This is a genomic window from Henriciella mobilis, from assembly GCF_003576285.1.
In the GTDB taxonomy this organism is placed as follows: Bacteria; Pseudomonadota; Alphaproteobacteria; order Caulobacterales; family Hyphomonadaceae; genus Henriciella; species Henriciella mobilis.
Window position 1 is genome coordinate 14679 of sequence record NZ_QWFX01000012.1, and the last position, 24916, is coordinate 39594.

At 58.8% G+C, this 24916-nt stretch carries 22 protein-coding genes and 1 pseudogene; 7 read left to right on the forward strand and 16 right to left on the reverse strand.

What is annotated here, in order from left to right; translation table 11 throughout:
- Nucleotides 1-113: 113 nt before the first annotated feature.
- Together D1223_RS09945 and D1223_RS09950 are read left to right on the forward strand one after the other, a co-directional pair.
- Nucleotides 114-755 carry a type IV toxin-antitoxin system AbiEi family antitoxin domain-containing protein gene (locus tag D1223_RS09945; RefSeq protein ID WP_206750909.1) on the forward strand — a complete coding sequence of 214 codons (642 nt, stop codon included), beginning with the start codon at nt 114-116 and terminating at the stop codon, nt 753-755.
- Entirely contained in the window at nt 748-1602 is an 855-nt protein-coding gene (locus tag D1223_RS09950) for a nucleotidyl transferase AbiEii/AbiGii toxin family protein (protein ID WP_119376295.1), read from the forward strand. Before D1223_RS09945 ends, D1223_RS09950 begins: the two co-directional genes overlap by 8 nt.
- 142 nt (nt 1603-1744) lie before the next feature.
- Here D1223_RS09950 and D1223_RS09955 read toward each other — a convergent pair whose 3' ends face one another.
- The gene (locus tag D1223_RS09955) at nt 1745-2470 is read right to left on the reverse strand and encodes a hypothetical protein (protein ID WP_119376296.1); all 726 of its coding nucleotides are present in this window, start codon (nt 2468-2470) and stop codon (nt 1745-1747) included.
- Between the two features lie 730 nt (nt 2471-3200).
- On the opposite strand from D1223_RS09955, the pseudogene D1223_RS09960 reads away from it, so the two are divergent.
- Nucleotides 3201-3317 (forward strand): annotated as a pseudogene (locus D1223_RS09960) (transposase); the annotation flags it as partial.
- A 67-nt stretch (nt 3318-3384) separates the two neighbouring features.
- Here the strand turns inward: D1223_RS09960 and D1223_RS09965 are convergent.
- The 10 genes from D1223_RS09965 to D1223_RS10010 are packed head-to-tail and all read right to left on the reverse strand — an operon-like array spanning nt 3385 to nt 13979.
- Nucleotides 3385-3738 carry a hypothetical protein gene (locus D1223_RS09965; RefSeq protein WP_233349665.1) on the reverse strand — a complete coding sequence of 118 codons (354 nt, stop codon included), beginning with the start codon at nt 3736-3738 and terminating at the stop codon, nt 3385-3387.
- Nucleotides 3735-4727 carry an alpha/beta fold hydrolase gene (locus D1223_RS09970; protein WP_034827876.1) on the reverse strand — a complete coding sequence of 331 codons (993 nt, stop codon included), beginning with the start codon at nt 4725-4727 and terminating at the stop codon, nt 3735-3737. Before D1223_RS09970 ends, D1223_RS09965 begins: the two co-directional genes overlap by 4 nt.
- Complete coding sequence (locus D1223_RS09975) at nt 4724-6361, reverse strand: flavin-containing monooxygenase (protein WP_119376299.1); 1638 nt, start codon at nt 6359-6361, stop codon at nt 4724-4726. Before D1223_RS09975 ends, D1223_RS09970 begins: the two co-directional genes overlap by 4 nt.
- Entirely contained in the window at nt 6358-7971 is a 1614-nt protein-coding gene (locus D1223_RS09980; RefSeq protein WP_119376300.1) for an acyl-CoA synthetase, read from the reverse strand. The genes D1223_RS09975 and D1223_RS09980 overlap by 4 nt, the downstream gene beginning before the upstream one ends.
- A gap of 57 nt (nt 7972-8028) precedes the next feature.
- Nucleotides 8029-9120, reverse strand: a complete 1092-nt coding sequence (locus D1223_RS09985; protein WP_119376301.1) for an acyl-CoA dehydrogenase family protein — start codon at nt 9118-9120, stop codon at nt 8029-8031.
- Nucleotides 9120-10370 carry an acyl-CoA dehydrogenase family protein gene (locus D1223_RS09990; protein ID WP_034827881.1) on the reverse strand — a complete coding sequence of 417 codons (1251 nt, stop codon included), beginning with the start codon at nt 10368-10370 and terminating at the stop codon, nt 9120-9122. The genes D1223_RS09985 and D1223_RS09990 overlap by 1 nt, the downstream gene beginning before the upstream one ends.
- Before the next feature lie 7 nt (nt 10371-10377).
- The gene (locus D1223_RS09995; protein WP_119376302.1) at nt 10378-10839 is read right to left on the reverse strand and encodes a Zn-ribbon domain-containing OB-fold protein; all 462 of its coding nucleotides are present in this window, start codon (nt 10837-10839) and stop codon (nt 10378-10380) included.
- Nucleotides 10836-12026, reverse strand: coding sequence for a thiolase C-terminal domain-containing protein (locus D1223_RS10000; protein WP_034827883.1), 1191 nt, complete (start codon nt 12024-12026; stop codon nt 10836-10838). The genes D1223_RS09995 and D1223_RS10000 overlap by 4 nt, the downstream gene beginning before the upstream one ends.
- A 24-nt stretch (nt 12027-12050) precedes the next feature.
- The gene (locus D1223_RS10005) at nt 12051-13193 is read right to left on the reverse strand and encodes an NAD(P)H-dependent flavin oxidoreductase (RefSeq protein WP_119376303.1); all 1143 of its coding nucleotides are present in this window, start codon (nt 13191-13193) and stop codon (nt 12051-12053) included.
- Between the two features lie 45 nt (nt 13194-13238).
- Nucleotides 13239-13979, reverse strand: a complete 741-nt coding sequence (locus D1223_RS10010; RefSeq protein WP_119376304.1) for a FadR/GntR family transcriptional regulator — start codon at nt 13977-13979, stop codon at nt 13239-13241.
- A 190-nt stretch (nt 13980-14169) separates the two neighbouring features.
- Here D1223_RS10010 and D1223_RS10015 point away from each other — a divergent pair, with 190 nt between their 5' ends.
- From D1223_RS10015 to D1223_RS10030, 4 genes are all read left to right on the forward strand, one after another.
- On the forward strand, nt 14170-15432 hold the full coding sequence (locus D1223_RS10015) for a cytochrome P450 (protein WP_034827886.1): 1263 nt from the start codon (nt 14170-14172) through the stop codon (nt 15430-15432).
- A gap of 29 nt (nt 15433-15461) precedes the next feature.
- A complete protein-coding gene (locus D1223_RS10020) occupies nt 15462-15788 on the forward strand; it encodes a 2Fe-2S iron-sulfur cluster-binding protein (RefSeq protein WP_034827898.1) in 327 nt (108 codons plus the stop codon).
- A 67-nt stretch (nt 15789-15855) separates the two neighbouring features.
- Nucleotides 15856-17067 (forward strand): acyl-CoA dehydrogenase family protein, encoded by a 1212-nt coding sequence (locus D1223_RS10025; protein ID WP_034827888.1) that lies wholly within the window; start codon nt 15856-15858, stop codon nt 17065-17067.
- Between the two features lie 18 nt (nt 17068-17085).
- Complete coding sequence (locus tag D1223_RS10030) at nt 17086-18156, forward strand: acyl-CoA dehydrogenase family protein (RefSeq protein WP_119376305.1); 1071 nt, start codon at nt 17086-17088, stop codon at nt 18154-18156.
- Between the two features lie 33 nt (nt 18157-18189).
- Here the strand turns inward: D1223_RS10030 and D1223_RS10035 are convergent, their stop codons facing one another.
- The 5 genes from D1223_RS10035 to D1223_RS10055 all read right to left on the reverse strand — a co-directional run bounded on the left by D1223_RS10035 (nt 18190) and on the right by D1223_RS10055 (nt 24849).
- Nucleotides 18190-18960 carry an NUDIX hydrolase gene (locus D1223_RS10035; RefSeq protein ID WP_119376376.1) on the reverse strand — a complete coding sequence of 257 codons (771 nt, stop codon included), beginning with the start codon at nt 18958-18960 and terminating at the stop codon, nt 18190-18192.
- A gap of 330 nt (nt 18961-19290) precedes the next feature.
- Complete coding sequence (locus D1223_RS10040; RefSeq protein ID WP_119376306.1) at nt 19291-22452, reverse strand: efflux RND transporter permease subunit; 3162 nt, start codon at nt 22450-22452, stop codon at nt 19291-19293.
- A complete protein-coding gene (locus D1223_RS10045) occupies nt 22449-23567 on the reverse strand; it encodes an efflux RND transporter periplasmic adaptor subunit (RefSeq protein ID WP_267896309.1) in 1119 nt (372 codons plus the stop codon). The genes D1223_RS10040 and D1223_RS10045 overlap by 4 nt, the downstream gene beginning before the upstream one ends.
- Nucleotides 23564-23983: a PaaI family thioesterase gene (locus D1223_RS10050; RefSeq protein ID WP_034827893.1), complete on the reverse strand. Its 420-nt coding sequence runs from the start codon at nt 23981-23983 to the stop codon at nt 23564-23566. Before D1223_RS10050 ends, D1223_RS10045 begins: the two co-directional genes overlap by 4 nt.
- Nucleotides 23980-24849, reverse strand: coding sequence for an alpha/beta fold hydrolase (locus D1223_RS10055; RefSeq protein ID WP_233349663.1), 870 nt, complete (start codon nt 24847-24849; stop codon nt 23980-23982). The genes D1223_RS10050 and D1223_RS10055 overlap by 4 nt, the downstream gene beginning before the upstream one ends.
- Between the last annotated feature and the right edge of the window lie 67 nt (nt 24850-24916).

Sequence of the window (24916 nt, forward strand, 5' to 3'; positions counted from 1 at the left end):
GCCGAATTACGGTGTCGGCTCCAGCTTGCGATCGCATCATGGCCGGACTGCTCTTATCACCGGCTCGACGAATGCCAATCAATGTGTTACATAACCTCGGACAGAAATGCATCTTGTCCGAGAATATGAAACACGCCTCTTCACACCCCGTCACCCAGCAGGACAGGCTCCTCGCCTATCTCCGCGATCACGACATCGCCCGCGCTTTCGAGCTGCGGGAGATCGGCGTCAGCGCCACCGCGATCTCAAGGGCGGTGGAAGCCGGCAACGTGGTCCGGATTGGTCGCGGCCTCTATCAGGCAGCCGATGCGGAAGCAGACCTCAACACCAATCTGGCGGAAGTCGCCAAGCGGGCACCGCGGTCGGTCATCTGCCTTCTCTCCGCACTGGCCTTTCATGGTCTAACAGACCAACTCCCCCGCAAGGTCTGGTTTGCGATTGGCGCGAAGGACTGGGAGCCGTCGATCGCCTATCCGCCCGTGCGCGTCGTCAGGTTCCGCGAGCCCTATTTTTCGGACGGCATCGAGACACACAGGATCGGCGGAACGCAGGTGCGCATCTATTCCGTGCCAAAATCGATTGCAGATGCTTTCCGCAATCCGAAACTGGTCGATCGGTCGGTTGCGATCGAGGCGCTCAAGGCGGCCCTCGATCAACGCAAGGCCACGCCGGCCGTCCTGATGCAGGCCGCTGCGGACTATGGCGCTGCCAGGATCATGCGCCCCTACCTGGAGGCGCTGACCTCGAATGGCTAAGTCACCAACGAACATCGCAGCTTCGGTGCGCCAGCGCCTCCTCAACCTTGCCCGGTCAGAGGGCCGCGACTTCCAGACCCTTCTTGTGGCGTTTGGCCTGGAGCGTCTCATCTACCGTCTTTCCAAATCTCCGCACCGAGACAGATTCGTCCTGAAAGGCGGAATGCTGGTCACCCTCTGGACCACCGATCCCGGCCGCTTCACACGCGACATTGATTTCCTTGCATTCGGTGAAACCAGCGATGCAGCGCTGACCTCCATCTTTGCCGAAATCTTGGCACTCGACACGGGCGACGGTCTTGAGTTCAGCATCGACACCATCACCACGACGGACATCCGCGAAGATCAGGTCTATGGCGGCAAACGTCTCCGCACGGTGGCCCATCTCGGCAAGACAGAAATTCCGATCACCATAGATCTTGGCTTCGGCGACGCCCTGCCCGACCCACACTATGAGATCGAATACGGATCGATCCTCGATTTCGAAGCCGCGCGCATACGCGCCTATTCACCTGCCACGGTGATCGCGGAGAAGTTCCAGGCGGTCGTCGCGCTCGGTCTCATTAACGGCCGCATGAAAGACTTCTACGATCTCTGGGCAATTCCAAGAGCGACCAAGATCGATCCGGCAGACCTGCGCGCAGCCATTGCGGCGACGTTCGATCGCCGAAACACATCTATCCCGACTGAACCACCCCAAGGTCTCTCCGTTGCGTTCGCAGAGCATCCGGCAAAAGCAAGGCAGTGGCTGACTTACGCCGACGGCACGGAACTCAAAGGCGTTCCGCTGGGCACGGTCGTTGCCGATATCTGGACCTATCTGAAGGCCGCCCTTGACATAAACTGAGGTCGACGGCTCAGCGTCGGCTTAACAGATTCCTCTATGTCATCTTCGTGGCCTCCTAAAGCTCCCTTGTGGCTCACGAAGGCTACACTCCACCCGCCCCTCATTGAGCAGACCTTGGTCGCCCATCGGTCGAAGCACGCACTTAATGCAGCGTCACCAAACCGACCTGGCCATCAAACGGGAACCGAAAGGCCTCCGACCAAAGATCGGTCGTCCTGTAGACGCGATCTGCGAATTGTTGTCGCTCATCTGACATCGTCTCGGCCAGTAACCCCATCCAGCACAGCGGTTGAAGCACCTGTGACCAGATCATTCTCGGCATGCGGTCATAGGGCTGTCCGACGTCCGGCGGACCGTAAAGTATTTCCCCAAGCGCGCCGCATGTCACGCCTGGCGCCGCCTCCGTATTCAGCACACCGAGAAACACATCCCAGTTGCCAAGCCTCGGCTCGGGCATCCGGGACGCCGCGGCATGATCGACCTCGAACAGCCAGAACGGCGCTATCAGGTTGAAGAGATCGCCGGGCTGGTCAGCAATGTCCCTGCCCGCCTTGGTGAGCCGACAGGTCAGCTTGTAATGCCGGATCAGCTTGAGTCTCAGCAGAACGAAATGCAGGGCTTCGAGCGGCGGGAAATCGTACTCATTCAGAACCTTGTTGACGAGGAACAGCTTGTCCTCTTCCCAGCCCGGCCAGGCGAACTCGGCAGCCGCCCAGTGAACGAATTTCCTCTGAAACGCCTTGCCCTTCGTCAGGCCGATCGTCTCATGTTCGGCCAGATAGGCCAGAAGCTTCTGAGCCGCGCCAATCATGGGCGCACCGGCAAGTGCAGGCTCATCATTCTTCACGGGCTGGAGCAGAAAAGTCATCGCATATTCATTGTCAGGCTTGTTGCCAAACAGGCTAACGACGAAAGCGCGGGATGCCTATTCGCGGTGTTCAAGGTTCGAGCCCCGAATGTCGCGCCCAACCCGACGCATCGCGCTCTTGCAGAATTTTTCTGCTTCTGAATCAGAGGGTTAGGTGGTCAAGTTTGGCGCGAGTGACGTGCCACGATCCATATTATTTATCCAATATATTCAAACACATACGTGCATGAAAGTCAATTTTTGGTCCTCAGTTCGGTCGGATTTTGGTCCACAGTTTTGCGGACCTCACTAGTTCGACGCGCGGTTAGGCGTCGAACTAGCTGATAGCATAGAATTCCAAGATTAGGAGCCCAAACGAAAAGCCTTGCCTATTTCATAGTCTCAGATCAACCAGTTCTGTGTTTAGGTGGTGTCTCAGTTTGAATCTTCCGCTGCAGCTTGCGGCCGGAAAAGGCCTCAGGATTGCCGTTCGCAATGGGACCGGTGTGAGGCGGATATTCGCCGGAAGGTGCCGGTCACAACTGATTGCCGATTCCGGTCGTTCGATGTTCTGCGGTATCATTGTAAATCGGCGTCAAATTGGGACCCCTGCACCTCTAGCAAAATCAACTGGATATTGCGCCGATCGGCGTCGGTTCACCGCGCTGATTTACATGCATTCATAGAGTGTGACCTGATATCCATTTGGTCCCGCATTTGAATGGAGAGCCTGTCGCAACGGAGACAGACAATGCGCAAAAGCAAATTCACCAGGGAACAGATCATCGCGACCCTGGCTGAAGAGGAAAGAGGCATGGCAGCCGCAGACGCGTGCCAGCGTCATGGTGTCAGCTCGGCTAACTTCTATATCTATGGACGGCTCTCCCGGTGCAAGCGATTTGAGTCCTGATCGAACGGGTGTTGGATGCCAACATCTACTGGCAACGCCCCGCAACGTGACAGCATCGCCTGGTGCCCAGACACATGCCCTTGCGCTTCTCCACCATCCGGACATGCTTGCGCCGGGCGGCATGGCGAAGGGCCTGGACGACCTTGAAGACGACCGAATTGCGCAGCGTGGTATCCGTCGCGTCAAGTCGGCGCTCGATCATCACCCGCTCAGCGAGATCCCGGGTTGTGAGTTCGCCATCGACCTCAAGATGGCGCACACAGATATCGGTGAACAGCCGGATCGACGCATTTATATGAGCCAGGTCTTGCTTCGCCTGCGCGATCTGAGCCTGGTACGCCGTGATCCGCCCGTGGATCTCGGCGCGCTTGTCCTTCACGCACACCTTGGGTGTGCCTGCGCCTCCCAAAGGGAGAGAATGCTTCTGAGCGCAGTTAAAAAAGCTAATGGCTGATCGAGCATCAAATGGTGGCGCGCCTCAGGTACGGCGATTATCGGAATGTCACCGCCCCCTAGCTCGCGGATGTAGTCAGCCGAGTCCCTGGTGAAGAGCTGACTCTTTCCGCCATGAACGATGATCTTGCGGCCCGGCGCATTCACGAGTCGATGGCCGATTGTGAGCCATTCGTCGGACTTATTGCTTCGTCGGAATACCTCGGGTGAGAACTTCCATGTCCAACCGTCTCCGTCGCGTCGCATTGAATGATACGCCATGTAATCTAGGAGGAACGGCTCGCCGACTGGCTGGGGCGGAGAAAGGACGTATCTTTTGCGCGCCTCTTCATAGCTCGCATAGAGCCGGTTGGGCTTGTCAGGATCACCTGATCCCGGGCTTGAGCGGCGATGGTTCCAGTATTGATCGAGGAGCTCGGCTCGCATGACCATCAGATCGCAAATCACGACGCCGGAGAAAGCATCGGGCGACAGGGTCACGGCTGTCAGCGCTGCGCCCGCGCCGAAACTGTGCGCGATGATGGTGGGTTTGTGGCCATCTGTAAACAGATCGAGTGCCTCGGCAATCTCACCAAACTCGCGCCCCCTAGCCGCGGGATCGGCTTGCCCGCGCATCTCCGTGTCGCCCATGCCGGCGAGATCGAACGCCACCACGTCGTAATCTTCTGCGAGAAACGGAGCGATGAAGGCAAAGCAACGGGCGTGGGAGAGAAAGCCATGTGTCATAAGCACTTTCGGCTTTTTCCGGTCGCCCCAGCGGAAGTAGTGCGTCCTGGCACCGTCGATCTCAACATAACCTTCTTCGCGCGGCACCTTGAGGGCCGACACAAACCATTCCGGCAGATGCGAACCATCGCCGGCCCAGACAGGGTCGATGTCGTCGGGAAAATCTCCAATCTTGGACAATACGTTCATTTCGTTAAGTGTTCCTTGCTAGTGGGTTTGTCGATCACGAAGCCGCGGTACCCCACATTCGCTACATCTTCGCAGCGTGCGACATAGCCAGACACGCTTGGAAAATTGATCAGTTGACGCGCCTTGCCCGGGATGTTTGCGCCCATGTACCAAGAATCCGCTTCGGGAAAGAGTGTCATCGCGCCTGCTTGGGCAACCATTTCGGTCCAGCCCGTTTCAGCTGCCGGATCGGCTTCGAAAAGATCGACACCATTTTCCCGCATCCAGACCAGAAAGTCGCAGATCCAGTCACCCTGTATCTCTGCGCTGGTCGGGCCGTTTGAGAAACCCGACGGGCTGAGTGGCCCGTATGCGAACAGCATATTGGGAAAGCCAGACACCGCCATTCCCAGATAGGCGCGTACTCTGTCTTCCCACGCATGGGACAGTGATAGGCTGTTCGTCCCCCTGATGTTCATATCGATCAGCCCGCCGCGCCCGGCATCGAAGCCGGTGGCGAAAACGATGAGGTCGCATTCCATCTCGCCGTCTTCGGTCGCAATAGCGTGCGGTCCGATCCGGATGATCGGAGTCGCCTTGAGATCGACTAGCGCGACATTGTCTTGCGCGAAAATTTCGTAATATCCCTGTTCAAGCGATGGCCGCTTCGTACCGAATGGATGCGGCGGTTCGGATGGGGCGAGTTTCTCGGCCAGATTGGGATCGGCGATCCTTGCGCGAACCTTGTCGCGCCAGAAATCGTAGGCGTGCCGGTTGGCTTCGCGGTTGGTAAGCAAGTCAGCGAAGTTGTGATACCAGAACCTGAGGCCGCCCTGTTGCCACAGATCTTCAAAGTGCGCGGTGCGCGCTTTCTCGTCAACTTCGAGCGCCGATACGTCTAGCGATTGGCATTCGAATCCTCCGCTCGTCTGCTTGCGCGTTTCGAAGATCGCGGCATAGCCCTTCTTGTCCCGTTCCTGGTCTTCTGCCGAAAGCTTCTTCTGCTGCATAGGCAGCGCCAGGATTGGTGTTCTTTGAAAGAGGGTCAGCTTCGATGCGGATTTGGCAGCTTCTTGCGCGACCTGCACACCACTTGCACCGGTGCCGATCAAGGCAACCTTACGTCCGCTGAGATCGACACCCTGCTGCGGCCAGCGCGCCGTGTGAAACCATTGGCCTTCGAAATCCTCAAGGCCGGGAAAATTGGGGACATACGGCTTTGATGCGAAACCAAGAGCGGGCAACAGGAACCGTGTCGAAACAGTTTTGTCGCTGTCGAGTTGCAGACGCCATTGCTTCGTCTCCTTCTCATAGTGCGCGCCTTTGACCCCAGACCCCATGCGCATCATGGGCCAAAGGTCGAGCGTATCGCAAACATGCCGGAAATACGCTCTGAGCTCTTCCCAACCGGGAAATCGCTCGCTCCAGGCCCATGATTTCCACACTTCAGGTATAGAGTACTCGTAAAGCGGAACCTGTGAATCCACTCGTGCGCCTGGATAGCAATTCCAGTACCAGATGCCGCCGGGCTGGGCCGCAGCATCCACCAGCAACACGTTGAATCCAGCGTCACGCAACTTGTGGAGCAGGTATATCCCGCTGAAGCCGGCACCGACGATTACAACGTCGTAATCAGGAGACTCCCGCTGGCTCACGGTGCGACCGTCAAACGTTCGGCGATTGCTTTCGCCGTTGCATAGTCGGCCTTGCCGTTGGATGCACGCAGGGGTTTTTCCGTCGGATATATGGCCTTGGGCGTTTTGTATCCTGCCAGCTGATCGCGCACATGGTCCTTGACAGCTTGCTCGTCGAACGGGACGTCGTGGTTGAGGTGGACGACGGCCGTGACGGCCTGGCCCCATTTTTCATCCGTTACACCTACGACCAACGCTTCACCGATGGCGGGATGGGTCTTGAGCACTTCCTCGACTTCTTCTGGATATACCTTCTCGCCAGCAGTGTTGATGCATACGCTGCCGCGGCCTAGCAGGGTAAGGCTTCCATCGGCCTCTACCCGGCACCAGTCACCCGGAATCGAATAACGCACGCCATCGATTGTGCGGAATGTCTTGGCGGATTTTTCGGGATCTTTGTAATATCCCACGGGGATGGCCCCCTTGCGGGCGATAAAGCCAGGCACGCCGCTTCCTGGTTCGACTTTCTGATCGTTTTCGTCGAAGACATCGCAGAATTCGCCAATCCCGAATTTCGCGGTGTTCGTACCGCCCTGTGCAGTCGTGACGGAGAGGCCGAAGCCGAGCCCTTCGGAGGCGCCGAAACTATCCATCAGCACGACCTGGGGAATGTGCTTGCATAGACCGGCCTTAATCTCCTTGCTCCACATCACGCCGGACGAGATGATGGAGACGAGGCTCCTGGTATCCCAGCGGCCCGCGTTTTCTTCGAGCGCGCGAAGCATTGGCTTAGCAAAGGCGTCGCCCACAATTGCGATGCTTTCCACCTGGTGCTTTTCGACCGTATCCCACAATTCTGAAGCTTCGAAGGAAGGGGCCGTCAGCGTGACGATCGCGCCGCCCGACATGAGCGCACCTATCGCGGTGATGAAGCCCGTCCCGTGCATGAGCGGGCAGGCGGAGAGAGTGCGCCTGCCGGGCCCCTCTTTCTCGATCAGCGCAACATTTTCTTCCAGCGTCCGCGGAACCGGGCCCAGTAACTTCTGTGCGTCCAGCTGGGCCTTGCGCATGTCGTCGTGCCGCCACATCACGCCTTTCGGCATCCCGGTCGTGCCGCCGGTATAGATGAAGAGCAAATCGTCGGGTGAGCGTTCGATGCCGAGCGCCGATCCGTCCCCTTTTCCCGCCAGCGTCTCATAGGGACTCGCAAAAGACGCGATTTCGGAAGAGTCGCCAATTTCGACGAAAGTGTGAACCTTCTCGAGCCTATCCTTGAGTTCGACGATGCATTCGCGAAACTCCGAACTGTAAACAATCACTTCGCTGTCAGAATCTTGGAAAATGTAGAAAACTTCTTCGGCGCGATAGCGGTAATTGATGTTCACATGGGTCAAGCGCCCCTTAAAACAAGTCGCCATCAGCTCGCCATATTCGGGGCGGTTGCGCATGTAGAAGGCCACCTTGGCACCATCGCACGCTCCGCGTTGACGCAACGCGCGCGCGATATTATTCGAGCGCGCGGACATTTCGGGCCAAGTGACGATCCGGTCGCCGTGTATCAGCGCCGGAGCGTCCTGAGGCATGGCGGGCTCGACAGCGTCGAGAATGTCACCGAGGTTCCAGTCGATCATGTTCCCTCTCCCTGCCGGACGGGGCAGCCAGTCTCGGACGCCCCCTCAACGAGTGTGTTACGCGGCCTTGATCCAGCCTTGCAGTGCTGCCGCCTCGGCCCGCACCGTTTCGGGTCCGCCAAGCACCTGCCGGTCGAATCCAATGCGTTTGAACCAGTAGTGGAGACCGATCAGGTCCGTGAATCCCATCCCGCCATGCACTTCGGTGGAAGTGCGGGCGACAAAGCGATGGACTTCGCCGGTGTGTGATTTCGCGTGGCAGGCGACGAGCGATGCCTCTGTCGGAACTGCGTCAAAGGCGTGGGCGGCGTACCAGACGAGCGAATGGCACGGTTCATGCCGCGCGGCCATCTCGGCGCACATGTGCTTTACGGCCTGGAAACTGCCGATAAGGCGACCAAACTGTTCGCGCTGGCCAGCATAATCGACAGCCTTTTCGATCATGGCCTGACCTGCGCCAAGACTGTCGGCGGCGAGGATCACACGCCCCGCAGCGCGCAGCCGGCCCACTGCAGCTCCCCCATCATCAGCCAGTGGTTCCGCTTCGGCCCCGTCAAACCGCAACTCCCCGACGCTGCGGGTCCGATCGATGGTCGTCAGCGCGATAGCCTTCAGGCCCGACGCCTTGGCACCGACAAGGTGCAGCCTGCCGCCGGAATCGGCGACGATGAAGGCATCGGCTCCTTCGAAATCGAGTGCGAACAGGGCGGTGCCGTTGAGCTTCCCGGCAGCAAAGGAAACCCCCGCGCCGTCGCGCACCTCGATTGTCTCGGAAATCGCGACACCAATACGCGCCTCGCCGCTCACGATCTTTGGCAGCCAGTGGGCCTTTTGCTCCTTGCTGCCTGCCTCGCTCAGCGCGATAGGCGTCAGAACATGACTGGCGAGAAAAGGTACTGGCGCGACCGCATAGGCGAGCTGTTCCGCAACTATGGCAGCGTCGAGAAGGGTCATGCCGAGGCCGCCATGCTCTTCCGGTACCAGCATCCCGGGAATTCCCAGGTCCTGGACGGCGCGGAGCACCTTGTCGCTAAGCGGATTGTCACGCTCGGTACATTCGCGGACATGATCGAGCGGGCAGGTATCCGCAAGACACCGCGCAACGGCATCGCGCAGCATCTGCTGGTCCTGAGAAAGTCCGAAATCCATTAGGCTGATCCCTGTTTGTGACGCGGCATGTCTGCGGTTGCTTTCGCCGCATCCGAAATCTTCGCCAGCTTCGGTTCGCGCGGCATTTCGAGGCCACGTTCAGCGATGATGTTCTTCTGGATCTGGGCGGTGCCGCCGCCGATGATGAGACCGAGCTGGAACATATAGTTCCATTGCCACGCCCCCCCTTCCCGCTCACGCGGGCTGTGGTGATAGAGAATGCCCAGTTCGCCCATGGCGTCGATTGCCAGCGCGGATATCTGGTGAGCGAGTTCGCAGCTTTGCAACTTGACGATCAGTTTCGCCATGCCGCCCGGCTCACCCCTGAGGCTGTTCGAAAGGATCCGCATCCCATTGTATTTCATCGCCGCCACTTCGGCCTGCAGTGCCACCAGCCGGTCGCGCAGTACCGGATTGTCGATCGCGCGACCCTGGCCCAAACGCTCTTCCTGCATCAGCGCGATCAGTGCCTCCAGCCGGTTTTCAAGCGCGTCGGGATCGCCCAGCATTCCGCGCTCATGGCCAAGAGTTGCGTTCGCCACGAACCAGCCCTGGCCCCGCTGGCCGACGATCTGATGCATGGGGACCCGGACATCGGTAAAGAACACTTCGTTGAATTCGGCATGACCGGTCATCGTCTTCAAGGGGCGAACCTCGATGCCCGGCGTGTCCATCGAAAAGATCAGGTAGGAAATGCCGCCATGCTTGGGCGCGTCAGGTTCGGTCCTGACCAAGCAGAAGATCATGTCGGCCTGCTTGGCGGTGCTGGTCCAAATCTTCTGGCCATTGACAACAAATTCGTCGTTCTCGATGTGCGCGCTGGTCTTGAGATTGGCGAGGTCCGACCCGGCACCGGGTTCGGAATAGCCCTGGCACCAGACAACATCGCCTTTCAACGTGGGTTCGATCCAGCGCCGTTTCTGTTCCTCGGTGCCGAGTTCGAGCAGAGTCGGCACGAACATCGAGATTCCCTGATTGGAAAGTCCGCCCGGCACCCTGGCCCGCGCAAATTCCTCTGCGATGATGCGCGATTGGAGAATGTCCGGCTCCGCTCCATAGCCGCCATACGCCTGCGGGATCGTTCGAGCGGTATACCCATGCTCGATCAACAGCTTCTGCCATTCGACCGCCTTGGACGAAGGTCGGGCCGCCCGGTCAGAAGAAGGCGGAGCAAGATGGCTGTGCGCTTCGATAAAGGCCCGCACCTGCTTGCGGAAGACATCGTATTCGGGTCCATATTCGAGATCCATGGCGCTTCTAACTTTCACTCAGGCGGAAAACAGGAAGGCGGAAGTCCTCACCGATCAGTTCGAACTCCACGACCACCGGAAGGTCGAGCGCAAGACGCTCGTGATCGCAACCAACCAGCCGCGTGGCCATGCGCACCCCCTCTTCCAATTCAACCACCGCAGCCACGAAGGGGATGTCGGCGGCAAAAGCCGGGTGGAGGGCCTGGTGGGTTACGGTCCAGGAAAACAACGTGCCCCTGCCGCTGCTGCGTTCCCAGGAAAATTCCGGCGAGCCGCACTTTGCGCACATATAGCGCGGCAAGTGGCGGAAGCTGCCGCAATAGCCGCAGCGCTGGAAATAGAGATGGCCGTCCTGGCACCTCTTCCAGAATTCCTGCTCAACCGGGTCTTGTGGGCGCGGTCGCGGCTTGGGTGGCACCATCTGCGCGGAAGGCCGCATTTTGGGGGGCAGATCGCTTTCGCTGCTCATGCAAACCTCCTGAGAATGGCGATGCTGCCGTCGCCTAGGTCGCCCCAACCGGTCACGAGGCCGGTCTGGGCTCCCGGCACCTGGCGCTCGCCGCAGTCGTGACGAAGCTGACGCACTGCCTCGACCACGTGGTTGAGGCCCCAGACATGCGCCTCACTGAGCAAGCCGCCATGGGTGTTGATCGGAAAGCGGCCACCCAGCTCAATCTGGCCGTTGGCGACGAATTCGGCCTGTCCGCCTGGTTCGCAATACCCCATCGCTTCCAGTTGCAGCAAGACGACATAGGTAAAGCAATCGTAGATCTGCAGGAAATCCATGTCCTCGCGCTTGACGCCAGCCATATCGAAAGCGCGCGGGGCGGCATAGCTAAGGCCGATCTTGAAGGGATCGGGCCGCGACGGGATGTCGTCGGCGGGATAGGGGTGGCCTTCCGCGGCACCGGCGATGCTGACGGGCACATGGGGCATATCCCTGGCCCGATCCATTCGCGATATGACAACCGCGCAGGCCCCATCGGTTTCAAGGCAGCAATCGTAAAGGCGGAAGGGCTCGGATATCCAGCGCGCTGAATGATAGGTTTCCGCGTCGAGTGCGCGCCCATAGGTAAAGGCGCGCGGATTCAACTGCGCGTGACGACGGCAGGCCAGCGCGACGGCCGCCATCGCATCCGCACCCACGCCGTAAAGTTTCGAGTGGCGGGTCGCCAGCCAAGCATACATCTGCACCGGCAGGAACACACCATAGGGGATGTAATAGCCCTGGATGGTATTGGTCAGCGTGTTCATGTTCATCGCCCGAGTGGGCGGGGCACCCGGCTTGGACCTGAGGGCGGAATAGCCGTTCCAACCGAGCGTGACCAACACGTGATCGCAAAGCCCGCTGGCAATCGCCATCGCAGCGTTCTGCAGCGCCGTCGTCGGGCTGGCGCCACCCATGTGAACGGTGGCCGCATAACGCAGCACATCAATGCCGAGATTGGCGGCCATTTCCTCCGAGGTAGTATAAATCGGCGGCGGCACCATGCCGTCGATATCGGAAGGTTTCAGGCCGGCATCCGCGATGGCGCGGCGCGAGGCTTCCAGCATCATGTCCACTGCAGTCCGTTCGGTGCCCTTCACGAATACGGTTTCGCCCACACCCGTTATGGCGGCCTTGTCGGCAAAGGATAAGGTCTGTGAAGCGCTCATACCGCGTCCCCGTCTTGCCGGAATTCAGGAATAAAATCTGGTGTCAGCCAGCGCCCTTTCGGCCCCGTCGACAAGATCGCGCATGACCTCTGCCGCTGGACGGATCGAATGGATCAGACCGATTCCCTGCCCCGCGAAGCCGGGCATGATATCCTTGCGCTGAGCCTTGATGCCCGAAGCCATGACCGGCCCTGAAATCATCGACTGGTAAGGCATGGGAAGCGGTTCCTTGCCCGCCGCAACCCAGGCATCGGCCCATTTGTTGCGGATCATGCGCGCGGGCTTGCCGGTCATCGAGCGGCTGACGATGGTATCTGCATCGCCGCTTTCGGTGATTGCTTCCTTCTGGAACCGTTCGATGCCGGCTTCTTCGGTTGCCAGGAACGCCGTGCCGACCCACGCGCCCACAGCGCCCAGTATCATCGCCGCAGCGACTCCGCGGCCATCGGAAATTCCACCCGCTCCGATCACCGGAACCCGGTCCCCCACCGCATCGACCACTTGCGGAATCAGCGAGAAGGTTCCGATCGGGGAGTTGTGTCCGCCGCCATCGTGACCTTGCGCAACAATCATGTCGATACCGGAATCGACCACCTGTTGGGCATGTTTGACCTTGCCGATCACCGCCATGACCTTGGTGCCATTCGAATGAAGGCGGTCCATCCACGGTCCGGGATTGCCGAGGCCGGCGGCATAGACTGGCACCTTTTCCTCGATTACAACTTCCATCTGCGCCTCGAAAAACTCCCGCGAGAACAGCTGCGGCCCGCCCTTGCCCATTTCCGGCGCGCCAGCCGCGCGCATGGCCATTGCGGCATCCACTTCGGGCAGATCCTCGCGTTCCATGAAATCGCGGGTGAACTGCTGGTATTCGCCAAGCAATGCCATCGGGTTTTCGGGCACGGCGCCGCTTTGCGGGGCCGAACCGCGCCTGACGGAGGCAGGCAGAAGGGTATCGACCCCAAACGGTTTGTCGGTCAGCTCGCGGGTCTGGCGGATCCAGCTACGCAACTGGTCCGGCGAGCAGGCCGCAGCGCCAAGAACGCCAAGCCCCCCCGCATTAGATACTGCAGCCGCGAGCGCGGGGATACTGGCCCCGCCCATCCCGGCCAGAAGGATCGGGTACTCGATCCCGAGAATTTCGCAAATGTGGCTCTTGAGTGCCATCGTGTTACCTTCTCCAAATTGCGCCATCCACGGGCGCCTGTTATTTTACGTCTGCCCCCACTTGACCTTCTGGGACACAAGCTCAGGGCTTCTTTCTGCGAGATAGGAGGCGGAGCCCGCCACGAGACGAGCCATCGACTGCCGCGCTCCTTCGGCATCGCCCTTGCGCACAGCTTCAAGGACGCGGCGCAAGAAGCGCAACTGGACCGCACGCTCTTGCGCCGAATACCCCAGCGAGAGCGAAAATTTGCGGGTAAGCATGTGCAACGCGGAAGTCAGAAGGCCGAAAAGCGGATTACCGCTGGCCCAGCCGAGCATATCGTGAAAACGGCGATTCAGTTCCTCGAACTGGCTGCTGGCTTCGTTGCGCTCCAGCTCTTTGAGGCAATCGGCAAGTGCGCTCAGATCACCCGTGGTCGCGCGCTGGGCGGCATAGGCTGCAACATTCGGAGCTATGGCTTCGCGCAGTTCGAGCAGGCCCCTGAGGTCTGCTTCCATGAATTGCAGGATGAGAGAAAGATTATTCGCAAAATCACCGGCCTGCGGGCGGGCGACCACCGGGCCGCCACTACGGCCCAGTTGAAGATGGATTACGCCCTGAAGCTCAAGGAAGCGGAGCGCTTCGCGCAAAGTCGCTCGAGCGACATCGTATCGCGCAAGCATTTCGTCCTCGCGCGCCAACCTGTCGCCCGCAACATGCGCCCCGGCTTCGATATCGCGTACGATGTCATGCGCAAGCGTGAGCGCGCGCTTGGCTTTCCTGGAATCATCGACCTTCGGTTGCATCTCCGGGAATCGCTCCTCTGATAAATCCTTATAAGGGTTTATCGGCGGATATGTCTAGAGCTTTCCTAAACAGTTCACAGTTTGACCGAATCTTGCAATAATCCTTATAAGCTTTATTGACCACGGCCTGCAAATTCCCTAACGATCCCCAAACGAGGTGAGTCTGCTTGCTGGGTATGGAGGACAAGACATGAGCATCGACACGATGGAGCTGGATACTGCCGAAAAAATCGCGGCCATGCCGATCGACGAAATCGATGTCTCTCGGCCGAGCCTTTTTCAGCAGGACACGATCGGCCTGTTCTTCGACCGGCTGCGCAAGGAGGAGCCAGTCCATTACTGCCGTGAAAGCCATGTCGGACCCTTCTGGTCGATCACCAAATTCGACGACATCATGGCCGTCGATACCAACCACAAAGTCTTTTCATCGGAGGCAAAGCTCGGCGGTATCGCCATCCAGGACATGCATAGTGTGGAAGGTGCGCTCGAACTTGAAATGTTCATCGCCATGGATCCTCCAAAGCACGACCAGCAACGCAAGGCCGTCACCCCCGCTGTGGCACCGTCCAACTTGCTGTTGCTCGAACCGACAATCCGCGAACGAGCGTGTCAGATTCTCGATGATCTACCGATCGGCGAGGAATTTGATTGGGTTGACAAGGTCTCGATCGAATTGACCACGATGACCCTTGCTACCCTGTTCGATTTTCCGTGGGAAGAACGCCGCAAGCTCACCCGCTGGTCTGATGTCACAACCGCTGCTCCTGAAACCGGCATCGTCGCATCGTACGAAGCGAGGCGCGAAGAGCTCATCGAGTGCGCGATGTATTTCAAGGGCCTGTGGGATCAGCGCGTCAATGAGCCGCCGAGGAACGACCTGATTTCCATGATGGCGCATGCCCCGGCGACAAAGGATATGCCTTTCCTCGAATTTCTGGGTAACCTCCTGCTGCTGATCGTGGGCGGCAACGACACCACGCGCAATTCAATCAGCGGCGGTGTGCTCGCCCTCAATCAGAACCCCGACGAATATCGCAAACTGAATGACGACCCATCGTTGATCACCAGCATGGTGCCGGAAATCATCCGCTGGCAGACGCCGCTGACTCACATGCGCCGCACCGCGCTTCAGGAATGGGAGATCGGCGGCAAACAGATCAAGAAGGGCGACAAGGTCGTGATGTGGTACCTGTCGGGCAACCGCGACGACACGGTTATCGACCAGGCCGACCGGTTCATCATTGACCGCAAGAATCCGCGCCATCACCTGTCATTCGGCTATGGCATCCATCGCTGCATGGGCAACAGGCTGGCAGAACTGCAGTTGCGGATCATCTGGGAAGAGATTCACAAGCGCTTCGCCAAGGTCGAAGTGACCGGCCAACCCGAGCGCCTGTATTCAACCCTTGTGCGTGGGATCACCAAGCTGCCGGTGCGGCTGCACGCCCGCTGATTTACCAAAGCAGAAATACGGAGTTTATGATGGTCAAAGTGACGTTCGTATCCAGCGATGGAACGCGGCGGGAAGTCGAAATTGCTGAGGGCGAAACAGCGCGCGAAGCGGCGCTTTTCAACGGCGTGCCGGGCATCGACGGCGATTGCGGCGGGGCCTGCGCCTGTGCGACCTGTCATGTCCATGTCGACCCGACCTGGATCGACAAGGTGGGTCGTCTGAAGGAAGGCGAAGCGGAGGCCGAACTCCTGCAATTTGCAGAAGGGGCCAGCGAATACAGTCGCCTCGCCTGCCAGATACCCATGGAAGCTGCGATGGAAGGTTTGGTTTTGCACGTTCCTGCGCAGCAGTACTGACCAGCCAGAGCGCGGCCTTGTCGTCCGAGTGGGGTGCCACGAATTTGATTTTTGAACGGAGGTTTCCGTGCCAACACAACTAGAATCCGATGTCCAGACGAGCGAAGACGCGTTTCGCACCGAAGTGCGGCAATTCCTCGCCACCAATTTCCCTGACGAACTCAAGGGCACGGGCAATATGATGGCCGGGCTCGACGGTCCGACCGACGAGAACCCTGTCCAGAAGAAATGGCGAGAAGCCGTGGGCGGGCGTGGTTGGGGCACGCCAACCTGGCCCAAGGAATATGGCGGGGGCGGACTGACCAAAGGCCAGGCCAGGATCATCGAGCATGAGTTCGCCAAGGTCGGCGCCTACAATCCGATCGGCGGAATGGGTGTGATGATGTTCGGCCCGACCTTGCTCGAATACGGCGACGAAAGGCAGAAGCTGGAGCATATCCCGCCAATCTGCCGTGGCGAAATTCGCTGGTGCCAGGGCTACTCGGAGCCGAATGCCGGATCAGACCTCGCAAACCTGCAGACCTTCGCGGTCGACAAGGGCGATCACTACCTCATTAACGGCCAGAAGACCTGGACCAGCGGTGGCCAGTGGGCTGACAAGTGCTTTGCCATCGTCCGCACCGACCGGTCAGACAAACACAAAGGTATCAGCTTCATGCTGATCGACATGGACGCACCCGGCGTTGAAGTCCGCCCGATCACAATGATCAGCGGAACCAGCCCGTTCTGCGAGACCTTCTTCACCGATGTGAAGGTGCCGAAGGAAAATCTCGTGGGCAAGGAAGGCCAGGGCTGGACTATCGGCAAGCGCCTGCTTCAGCACGAGCGCACGAACATTTCGGGCGGAGGGCGCCTCGCCGGCATGATGGGCCAGAGCCTTGGCGATATCGCCAAGAAATACTGCGAAACCGGCGGTGATGGCGCGCTCGTCAACAAGGTCCTGCGCGACAAGATCGCCGATCTTGAGATCCGCTGGAACAGCTTCCTGCTCACCGCGCGTCGTGCGGTCGAGGAAAGCAAAGCGCAAGGCGGCGTTTCAGAGATCAGTTCGGTTCTGAAAAAGGTCGGCACCAAGTTGGCCCAGGACCGCAGCGAGTTGCTGATCGAAATCCGCGGCTTTCAGGGCCTCGGCTGGGAAGGCGACGAGTTTGGCAATGACGAACTTGAGGATGTGCGCGGCTGGCTCTTCGGCAAGGCAGCGACGATCTATGGCGGTTCGACCGAAGTCCAGAACAACATCATTGCCAAGCGGGTGCTTGGCATGCTCGACCACCAGTAAGCGAGGGTAGCAAGGACAATGGCAGTTCTCAGCGAAGAACAGGAAATGCTGCGCAACATGGCGCGCGACTGGGCGACCAAGGAAAGCCCGGTATCCGAGTTCCGCAAAGTCCGCGCAGCAGGCCAACCGCAGGCCTACAACGCTGACGCCTATGCCGCGATGGCCGAAATGGGCTGGGTCGGGATCATCATTCCCGAGGCCCATGGTGGATCAGATTTCGGTTTCTTGTCGGCCGGCCTCGTGATCGAGGAACTCGGCAAAACGCTGACCGCAAGTCCGCTGGTGGCCACAATCATCGCGGCGAGCGCAATCCTGCTCGGCGGAAGCGACGCGCAGAAGGCCAAATGGCTTCCCAGGCTCGCCAGCGGCGAAACCGTGGCAACGCTGGCTGTCGATGAAGGAGCGCATTGCGATCCCTCCGCAATCGAGACCAGCGTTTCGGGCGGCAAGCTGACCGGCAAAAAGGCATTCGTGCACGAGGCGCATGGCGCCAGCCTCTTCGTGGTCGCAGCCAAGGACGGCCTATACCTGGTCGAAAAGGGCGATGGCGTTTCACTGACCACGCGCAAGCTCACCGATCAGCGCAGCCACGCCGATATCCAATTCGCTGGCGCTGCCGCCGAGAAGCTCGAGGGCGGAGGCGACAGTCTGCTTGGCGACGTGCTCGACCGGGCGCGCGTGCTTTCCGTTGCCGAAATGCTCGGCATGGCGCAAGCTGTGTTCGACACGACCCTCGACTATCTGAAGCAGCGTGTGCAGTTCAATCAGGTGCTCGCTACTTTCCAGGCGCTGCAACATCGCATGGCGGATCTGTTCGCCGACCTCACGCAGATGCGCTCCGCGGTCGAGGCGGGTTTACAGGCAGTCGACAGCGGTTTTGGAGTCGCGCGTGCAGCGACCATCGCCAAGGCCGAGGCAAATCGCGTACTGCACGCGATCAGCAATCAGGGTATCCAGCTGCATGGCGGCATCGGGATGACCGACGAATTCAATGTCGGCTTCTACCTCAAGCGTGCTCGCGTGCTCGAGGCGAGTTGGGGGTCGTCAAGCTACCTCAGGGACCGTTTTGCGCGATTGTCCGGTTACTGACGACGAAGGTTTCTCGCCACTCGCAGCTTGCCGTCAGCCCACAATTTCGTAGGCGGGGCCGTAACCCGCGTCTTCGGGAATAGTGAGGACATTCTTCCCGTCTCGCTGAATGATTTCAGGCAGAACTGTTACGATATCGCGGGTTTCAGCCTGCGCCACGCAATCCGCTGCGCTCGCAGATTTGGCCAGCAGTTGCAGGTTCAAGCGTGTAGGAAATATAATGGTTCGCTTGCCGCTGGCTTCCATTTCCAACGCCTTGTGCGGCGAAAGCCATTCCGCATCGACGGTTTCGTATCCATCGCACGCGGCAATCTGGCGTTCGGGCGCGCGAACAACGAAGAAATGTGTGTCGAAGCGCTTGTGCATGAAGGTGGGCGTTATCCACCTTGCAAAATTGCTTAACCGATCGAGGCGTAGGTGCACACCGGCCTCGCGAACGACGTCAAGAAATTCGCGCTCCCCTCGCTCCACCGCTTTGCGGCTTTCAAGATCACATGTATCCTCGAACGCTCCTCCGTCACGATAATCGCCTAGCAGGATGCCGGCTTCCTCGTACGCTTCGCGGATCGCGGCAATCCGCAAAGTGCGCTGCGTATCGTCGAAAGTGCTCCAGCCCTCGCAATGATTAGCCCATTCGAGAGCTTCATCCCCGGCCGAAGGCTTTCCTCCGGGAAATACCAGCGCGCCGGAGGCAAAATCGATCTGGTGATGGCGTTTGACCATCAGGACCTGAAACTCCGGCGCGTCGCGAAGTAGGAGCATGGTTGCCGCGGGGACGGGATCGACGGGCTTCGGCATGGTCATCAGTTTCTCCAGTAGTCCAGGTTCGGACCCAAACGATTTGTTGTGGCACCGGGCCATTTGCAGAGGCTACGCCGCTGGATTTGCATTCTCAAGGCCGTTTGCCCTGACACTGCCATCGGACGAAATGAACTCGTCGATTCAGTTGAAAAAGTTCTAAACCGCAAAACATCGCCTAAGCCGTCCGAATGCAGACGCAACGCAGCATTGGTATCTCACCGTTTGCTATTCGGCCTTCTCACTGAAATTGCGAACTTTGATTTGTTCAGCGCAATCCGCCAAGATTGACCAAATAAAATCCCACCCACAGTGACCGGCACCAATAATTCGCCATCAAATGACGTCTTCTGTTGCCCCGCCGGTAAGGGCGGCCGATCGTGCAGCATCCTCGCCGCGTCTTAACCGCGTGAGCGGCCATAGGAACAGCCGCGTTAGCTTTCTGACGACGTTGGCAACATCACTAGGGATCATGAAGACCGCTGGAATGACGACAAGCGTCAGGATCGTTGAAGAGGTCAACCCTCCAATGAGAAGCGCGCCGAGCGCGTTGCGCCACTCAGCTCCATCCGAGGTCGCCAATGCGACTGGCACCATGCCAAAGATTGCGGAAAAGGCAGTCATGAGAACGGGGCGAAGTCGTTCGGGACAAGCTTGAAGGATCGCGTTTCTTTCTGTCATTCCTTCCGCGATCAACTGGTTTGCGCGGTCGACGAGCAAGATGCCATTCTTCATCACGATCCCCATCAGTCCGATCAGGCCAATCTGTGCGAACAGGGAGGATTCTAGTCCAAAGTAATATAGCCCGGCGAATGCTCCAGAGAAGCTGAGCGGCGCCGTTACCATGATCAGAAGCGGCTGTACGAAGGAATTAAATTGGCTCGCAAGCACCATGTAGAGCGCCAGCAAGGCGAGCAGTAACGCGAAGCCGATCGCGCCGGCGGTCTCCTGCATGCGTTCCGACATGCCGCCGACCGAGTAAGTGATGCCAGCCGGCGGTGGGTTGACTTCAAGCACCTCGATCAATGTGGTTGTCGCCTCACCCAGGGAAACACCGGTTGCAGAACTGGCAAGCACCGAGATCTTCCGGGCGCGGTCTGATCGATCAATTTGCGACGGGCCGGAAGCGAACTCAACACGTGAAACCGCTCCAATATCTACCAGTCGCCCGTCTGCACCGCGCACTTGAATGCGATCAAAATCCCGCACGCTTTCCCTCTGGTCTTCCTCCAGACGCAGGCGCACATCATATCGCTTTCCGCCCTCTTCAAAGGTTCCTGCATCGAGTCCGCCCAGGGCAATCCGGGCTGTATCCGCCAAGGCACGAGCGGAAACGCCCTGGTCCCCGGCCCGCGTTCGGTCAAACAGAATCTGTGCTTCCGGTCGACCGCTCTCGAAGCTGGTTCTGACATCAGCAAAATCAGGTCGGGCACGCATCTCACGCACGAGATGATCGCCATATTGCGCAAGGGAGTTGAGGTCAGATCCCTTTAACAACAAGTCGATGTCCGAGCTACCGGAGGTCGTCCCGCTGACCCACGGAACTTCAAGCACGGATATCTTAACCGCCTCAGGGGATGCAATGCGGATGGCTTTCCGCGCTTGGTCCATGATTTCAAACTGACCCGTTTGGCGCTCCTGTTTCGGTGTCAAGGAAGCGTATAGATCTATGACACGGGCCTCGGCTTGCGCGCCTGCCCCGATCGAGACGAACACTTCTTCAACGTGCTCGATCTTGCGGAGTTCAGCATCAATCTTTTGCGCGGCGTCGAGCGCAGAAACAACGCCAGTGCCCAGCGGCAGCTCGATCGAACCCTGAAACTCGCTCCTGTCGGCGCGCGAGGTAAAACCGGAAGGAACGCGAGCTGCATACCACGCACCGGCAAAAACCGAGGCACACGCAATAAGAATCACAACTATGCGAAATCGAACGGCCAGCTTTACGAGACCTGCATAGGCCCGGTCAGTTGAGTCCCAGAAGGCTTCGAGCGGCCGAAAGACGGGTGAAACGCCACTGGATGTGAGGATGCGCGATGCAAGCATTGGCGTGAGTGTCAAAGCAACGAGCAAAGAGACCGACACCGAAAACACGATCGTCAGACCGTACTGGAAAAAGAAGCGTCCTACGATGCCATCCATGAAGGCAATCGGAACAAAAACGGCAAGCGTGGCCGCTGTGCCTGCAACCACGGCAAGTCCTACTTTGCGCGTACCGTCCAGCGCGGCCTCAGGCGGCGACTTGCCTTCCTCCAGCTCTTTCATGATCGCTTCGATCACGACGATGGCGTCGTCAACGAGCAGCCCAATGGCAACGGTGAGTGCAAGCAGCGTCAGGACGTTGATCGAAAACCCCAGAAGATAAAAGCCAAAAAAAGTGGCCACAAGGGATGTCGGGATCGCCAGGGCTACGATTATCGTCGCTCTGAAATTCAGGAGGAAAACAAAGGTCACTGCAACGACAAGCCCGATGGCAATCACGACGTCATGAGTGACGTCCTCGATTGAGCTCTCGATAAATTTCGACACATCTCTTGTCGCGACAATCGTTACTCCGGCGGGCGCAAGCGCGCGCAAGTCTTCTGCGGCGGCCTTGACCTTGTGCGCGACCTCGACAGTATTCTGACCTGATTGTTTCCTGATATCGAGCGAGATACCTCGTCTGCCATTCAAGAATGCCGCTGAGCGCTCATCCTCCAGGCCATCCTCCACGCGGGCGACATCAGAAATTCGGATTGTGACGCCATTTTCCCTATAGGCGACTGGCAAGTCTGCAAAGCCATTCGCACGGGTAACTTCAGCGACAGTTTTGACACCAAACTCCCGCGTGCGGGCAGCAGTTTCCATCCGCCCGCCGGGAAGCTTTGCATGCTCACTCTGGATCGCACGCCTTACATCATCCGCCGTGACGCCAAACGCCCTCAGTCGCTCATTGTCGAGCCAGATGCGCACCGCGCGCTCACGACCCCCGACCAATTTCACGGCGCCCACACCGTCGAGGCGTTGAAGACGTTCCTTTGCCACATCGTCGGCGAACGCAGTCAACTCGGCGATTGGCAGATCGCCGGCGATCATGACGGAGATGATCGGCGCCGCGTCCGGATCGACCTTGTCCACGATGGGTGGATCCATATCCGGAGGCAATTCTGCCAGGGCGACCTGCACCTTGTCCCGAACATCCTGGACCTTCTCGCGGGCATTGGAACTCAGATTGAACTCGATCAGAATTTGCGCGCGCCCTTCACTGGAAAAGGATTGCAGCGTTTCAATTCCGTCGATCGTGTTGATGTACTCTTCCAGGATGTCGGTGACTTCCGACTCCATGGTTTCCGCAGAGGCCCCGTCCAGCGTCGCTGTCACGTTGACATACGGAAATTCAACATCGGGAAACAAGTCGACGCCCAATCGTCCCATCGACATAACGCCGAGGCCGACCAAGGATGCGATGAGCATCACGGCAAATACGGCGCGGCGGATCGAAATATCGACGAGCCACATCATGAGGGTGTGAGCTCAATCCTGGCGCCGTCATACAGCGGCTCCGAGGCTGTCAGCACGACTGTTTCTCCGCTCGTCAACCCGTCAAGAATCTCTACACGATCAGCATCGATGTCTGTGATTTTTACGGGACGTCGCTTAGCTTGCGCGTTTGTGACAAGGTAGACGTATCGATCTTCGCCCGCACCTTGGATTGCTCTGCGCGGCAGGACGGTGGCTGACCGGGGATCAACTTTCACCTCGGCGCGGACCGACTGACCGGCTTTGACTGCGCAATCGGGGTTCGCAAATGCCATGCGGAATTCTACCATCCGCGAAGTCGGGTCAACTCGGTCGTTCAAGATGAGGATCTGTGATTCTATCGGATCACTGCGGCCATCCACGTAGAGATGACCTTTCAAGTCGAGCCGCAAACGCGCGAGCTCGGACTCAGGCGCAAACAAGATCGCTGCCGCAATCCCGCACTCCTGAACCTGAACAACGGCGGAGTTGCCCATTCCGGAGAAGCGGTTGGCCATGAACACGCCCTCATCGATATAGCGAGCTGTGATGGCGCCATCGAATGGCGCGCGGACGGTTGTATCCCGGAGCGCCTGCTTGGCGGTTTCCACTTTTGTCTCCCTGAGTCGAAGGTTGGCGCCGGCAACCTCCAGGGCGGTTTTGGCATTGTCAAAGACCACACCTGAGACGAAGCCTTTGGTTTCGAGTGGCGTGTAGCGGTCCACGAGTGTCTGTGCGCTTGTAACTTCGGCCAGGGCAACGTCCCGCATTGCTTCGGCTTCGACGAGGCTGCGCTGATAATCGACCTGCCGGGTTCTAAAGAGCGGATCGCCCTTACGAACCCTGTCACCCACCCGGACGAAAATCTGTTCAACGACCCCCTCAGCCAACGCGCCGATATTGCTGGTTTGCTTGGCGGCAATGGTCCCGGATGCAATCAAATAGTCGTCCCGCATGACCGTTTCTGCGGAAACCGTTTCAACCTGGACAACCCGGGTCTCGACTTCAGCGGTAACGCCGGCCGCCGCAGGGGCGGCTTGCCCTTCAGGCTCTGCGTCCCGGCATCCAGAGACCAGAACGAAAATCGCACAAAGTGAAAGTGTCGCACAAATCCTCACGAACGCCCCTGCATCAGGTAGGCGCCGCGCCCGCTCGAAAGCAGGGCTCCGTCGGCGTTCATTACAGTTGCTTCGGCGACAGAGAGAGTTGCCCCCAGACGGACAATTCTTCCCGTTACACTCAGCGTTCCTGGCGTGGCCGGTTTGTGATAATCGACCCGCAAGTCCGCCGTCGCGGCAGGCATGTTACCCGAGGCGAGCAGGGCATAAAATCCGGTAAGATCAATCAGCGCAGCGATGACACCGCCATGGGCGGATTGTATCCGCGGGTTGGAAACCACTTCCTCTCTCCATGGCATTTCCAGCACCAGCTTTTCCGGGTCCGTACTGATCGCCTTCAACCCTAACCAACGATGGAAGGGTGCCGCTTCGAGTGCAGCCTGCACCTGTTCCAGACTGAGCATGGAATCACTCATACAGGGGTCTGCTCTCGTATCGTTCGAAGAAAGGACACAACCGCTTCGATGAACACATCGTTGCGATCGCCGGCGACCATATGTCTTGCGCCTGCAACGTCAGTGTAATGTGCCTGGGGCGCGAGGGATCTAAACGCCGCGACGGAGTCTTCTGAAACCAGCTCGCTCATACGCCCACGGATCAGATGAAGCGGCACACGGATGTCCCGAACCGCTTGCTCCAGATCACCGGTGTGAGCAACTCCGGAGCGGCGCATGACGCCGGTGATAAATGCAGGGTCCCAGTGCCATCGCCAACGCCCATCTTCGCCCTGCCGAAGGTTCTTGCGCAGCCCTTCAAGGTCTTTCGGTCTGGGACGGTGTGGTAGGTAGGTGGCAATCACATCAGCGGCCTGTTCCAGTGAGTCAAAGCCTTCGTGAACATGCGCGCCCATGAACCCGACAACCTTGGTGACACCCGCGGCGTCCATGTTCGGCGTAATGTCGACCAGCGTAACCGATTCAAACGCATCGCGTGACAACATGCCTGCGGCAACTATGGCTGCTAGTCCGCCAAGCGAAGCGCCGACCACATGCGGTCGCGTACCACCACGCGCCACGTGTTCACCAACCTCAATAAGGTCCCGCGCGATAGCTTCCAGAGAGTAGTCACCATCTGCAGCCCAATCACTTTCACCGTGTCCGCGAAGATCCAAGGCAATAGAGCGATAGCCTTCAAATGCCACCGTCTTTGCGGCGCCGCTCCAGGCGTGGCGGGTTTGCCCTCCGCCATGGGCAAAGATCACCGGCGGGGCAGCTGGATCGCCAAAAGAACTGAGCGCCAGTTTCAACCCTTGCGCATGAAGATACCCGTCACGACTGCTCAAAATACCCATCCGCTTTGGCTACTTGTAAGGATACTCTTATTAAGTTACCTTACAAATATCGTCAATG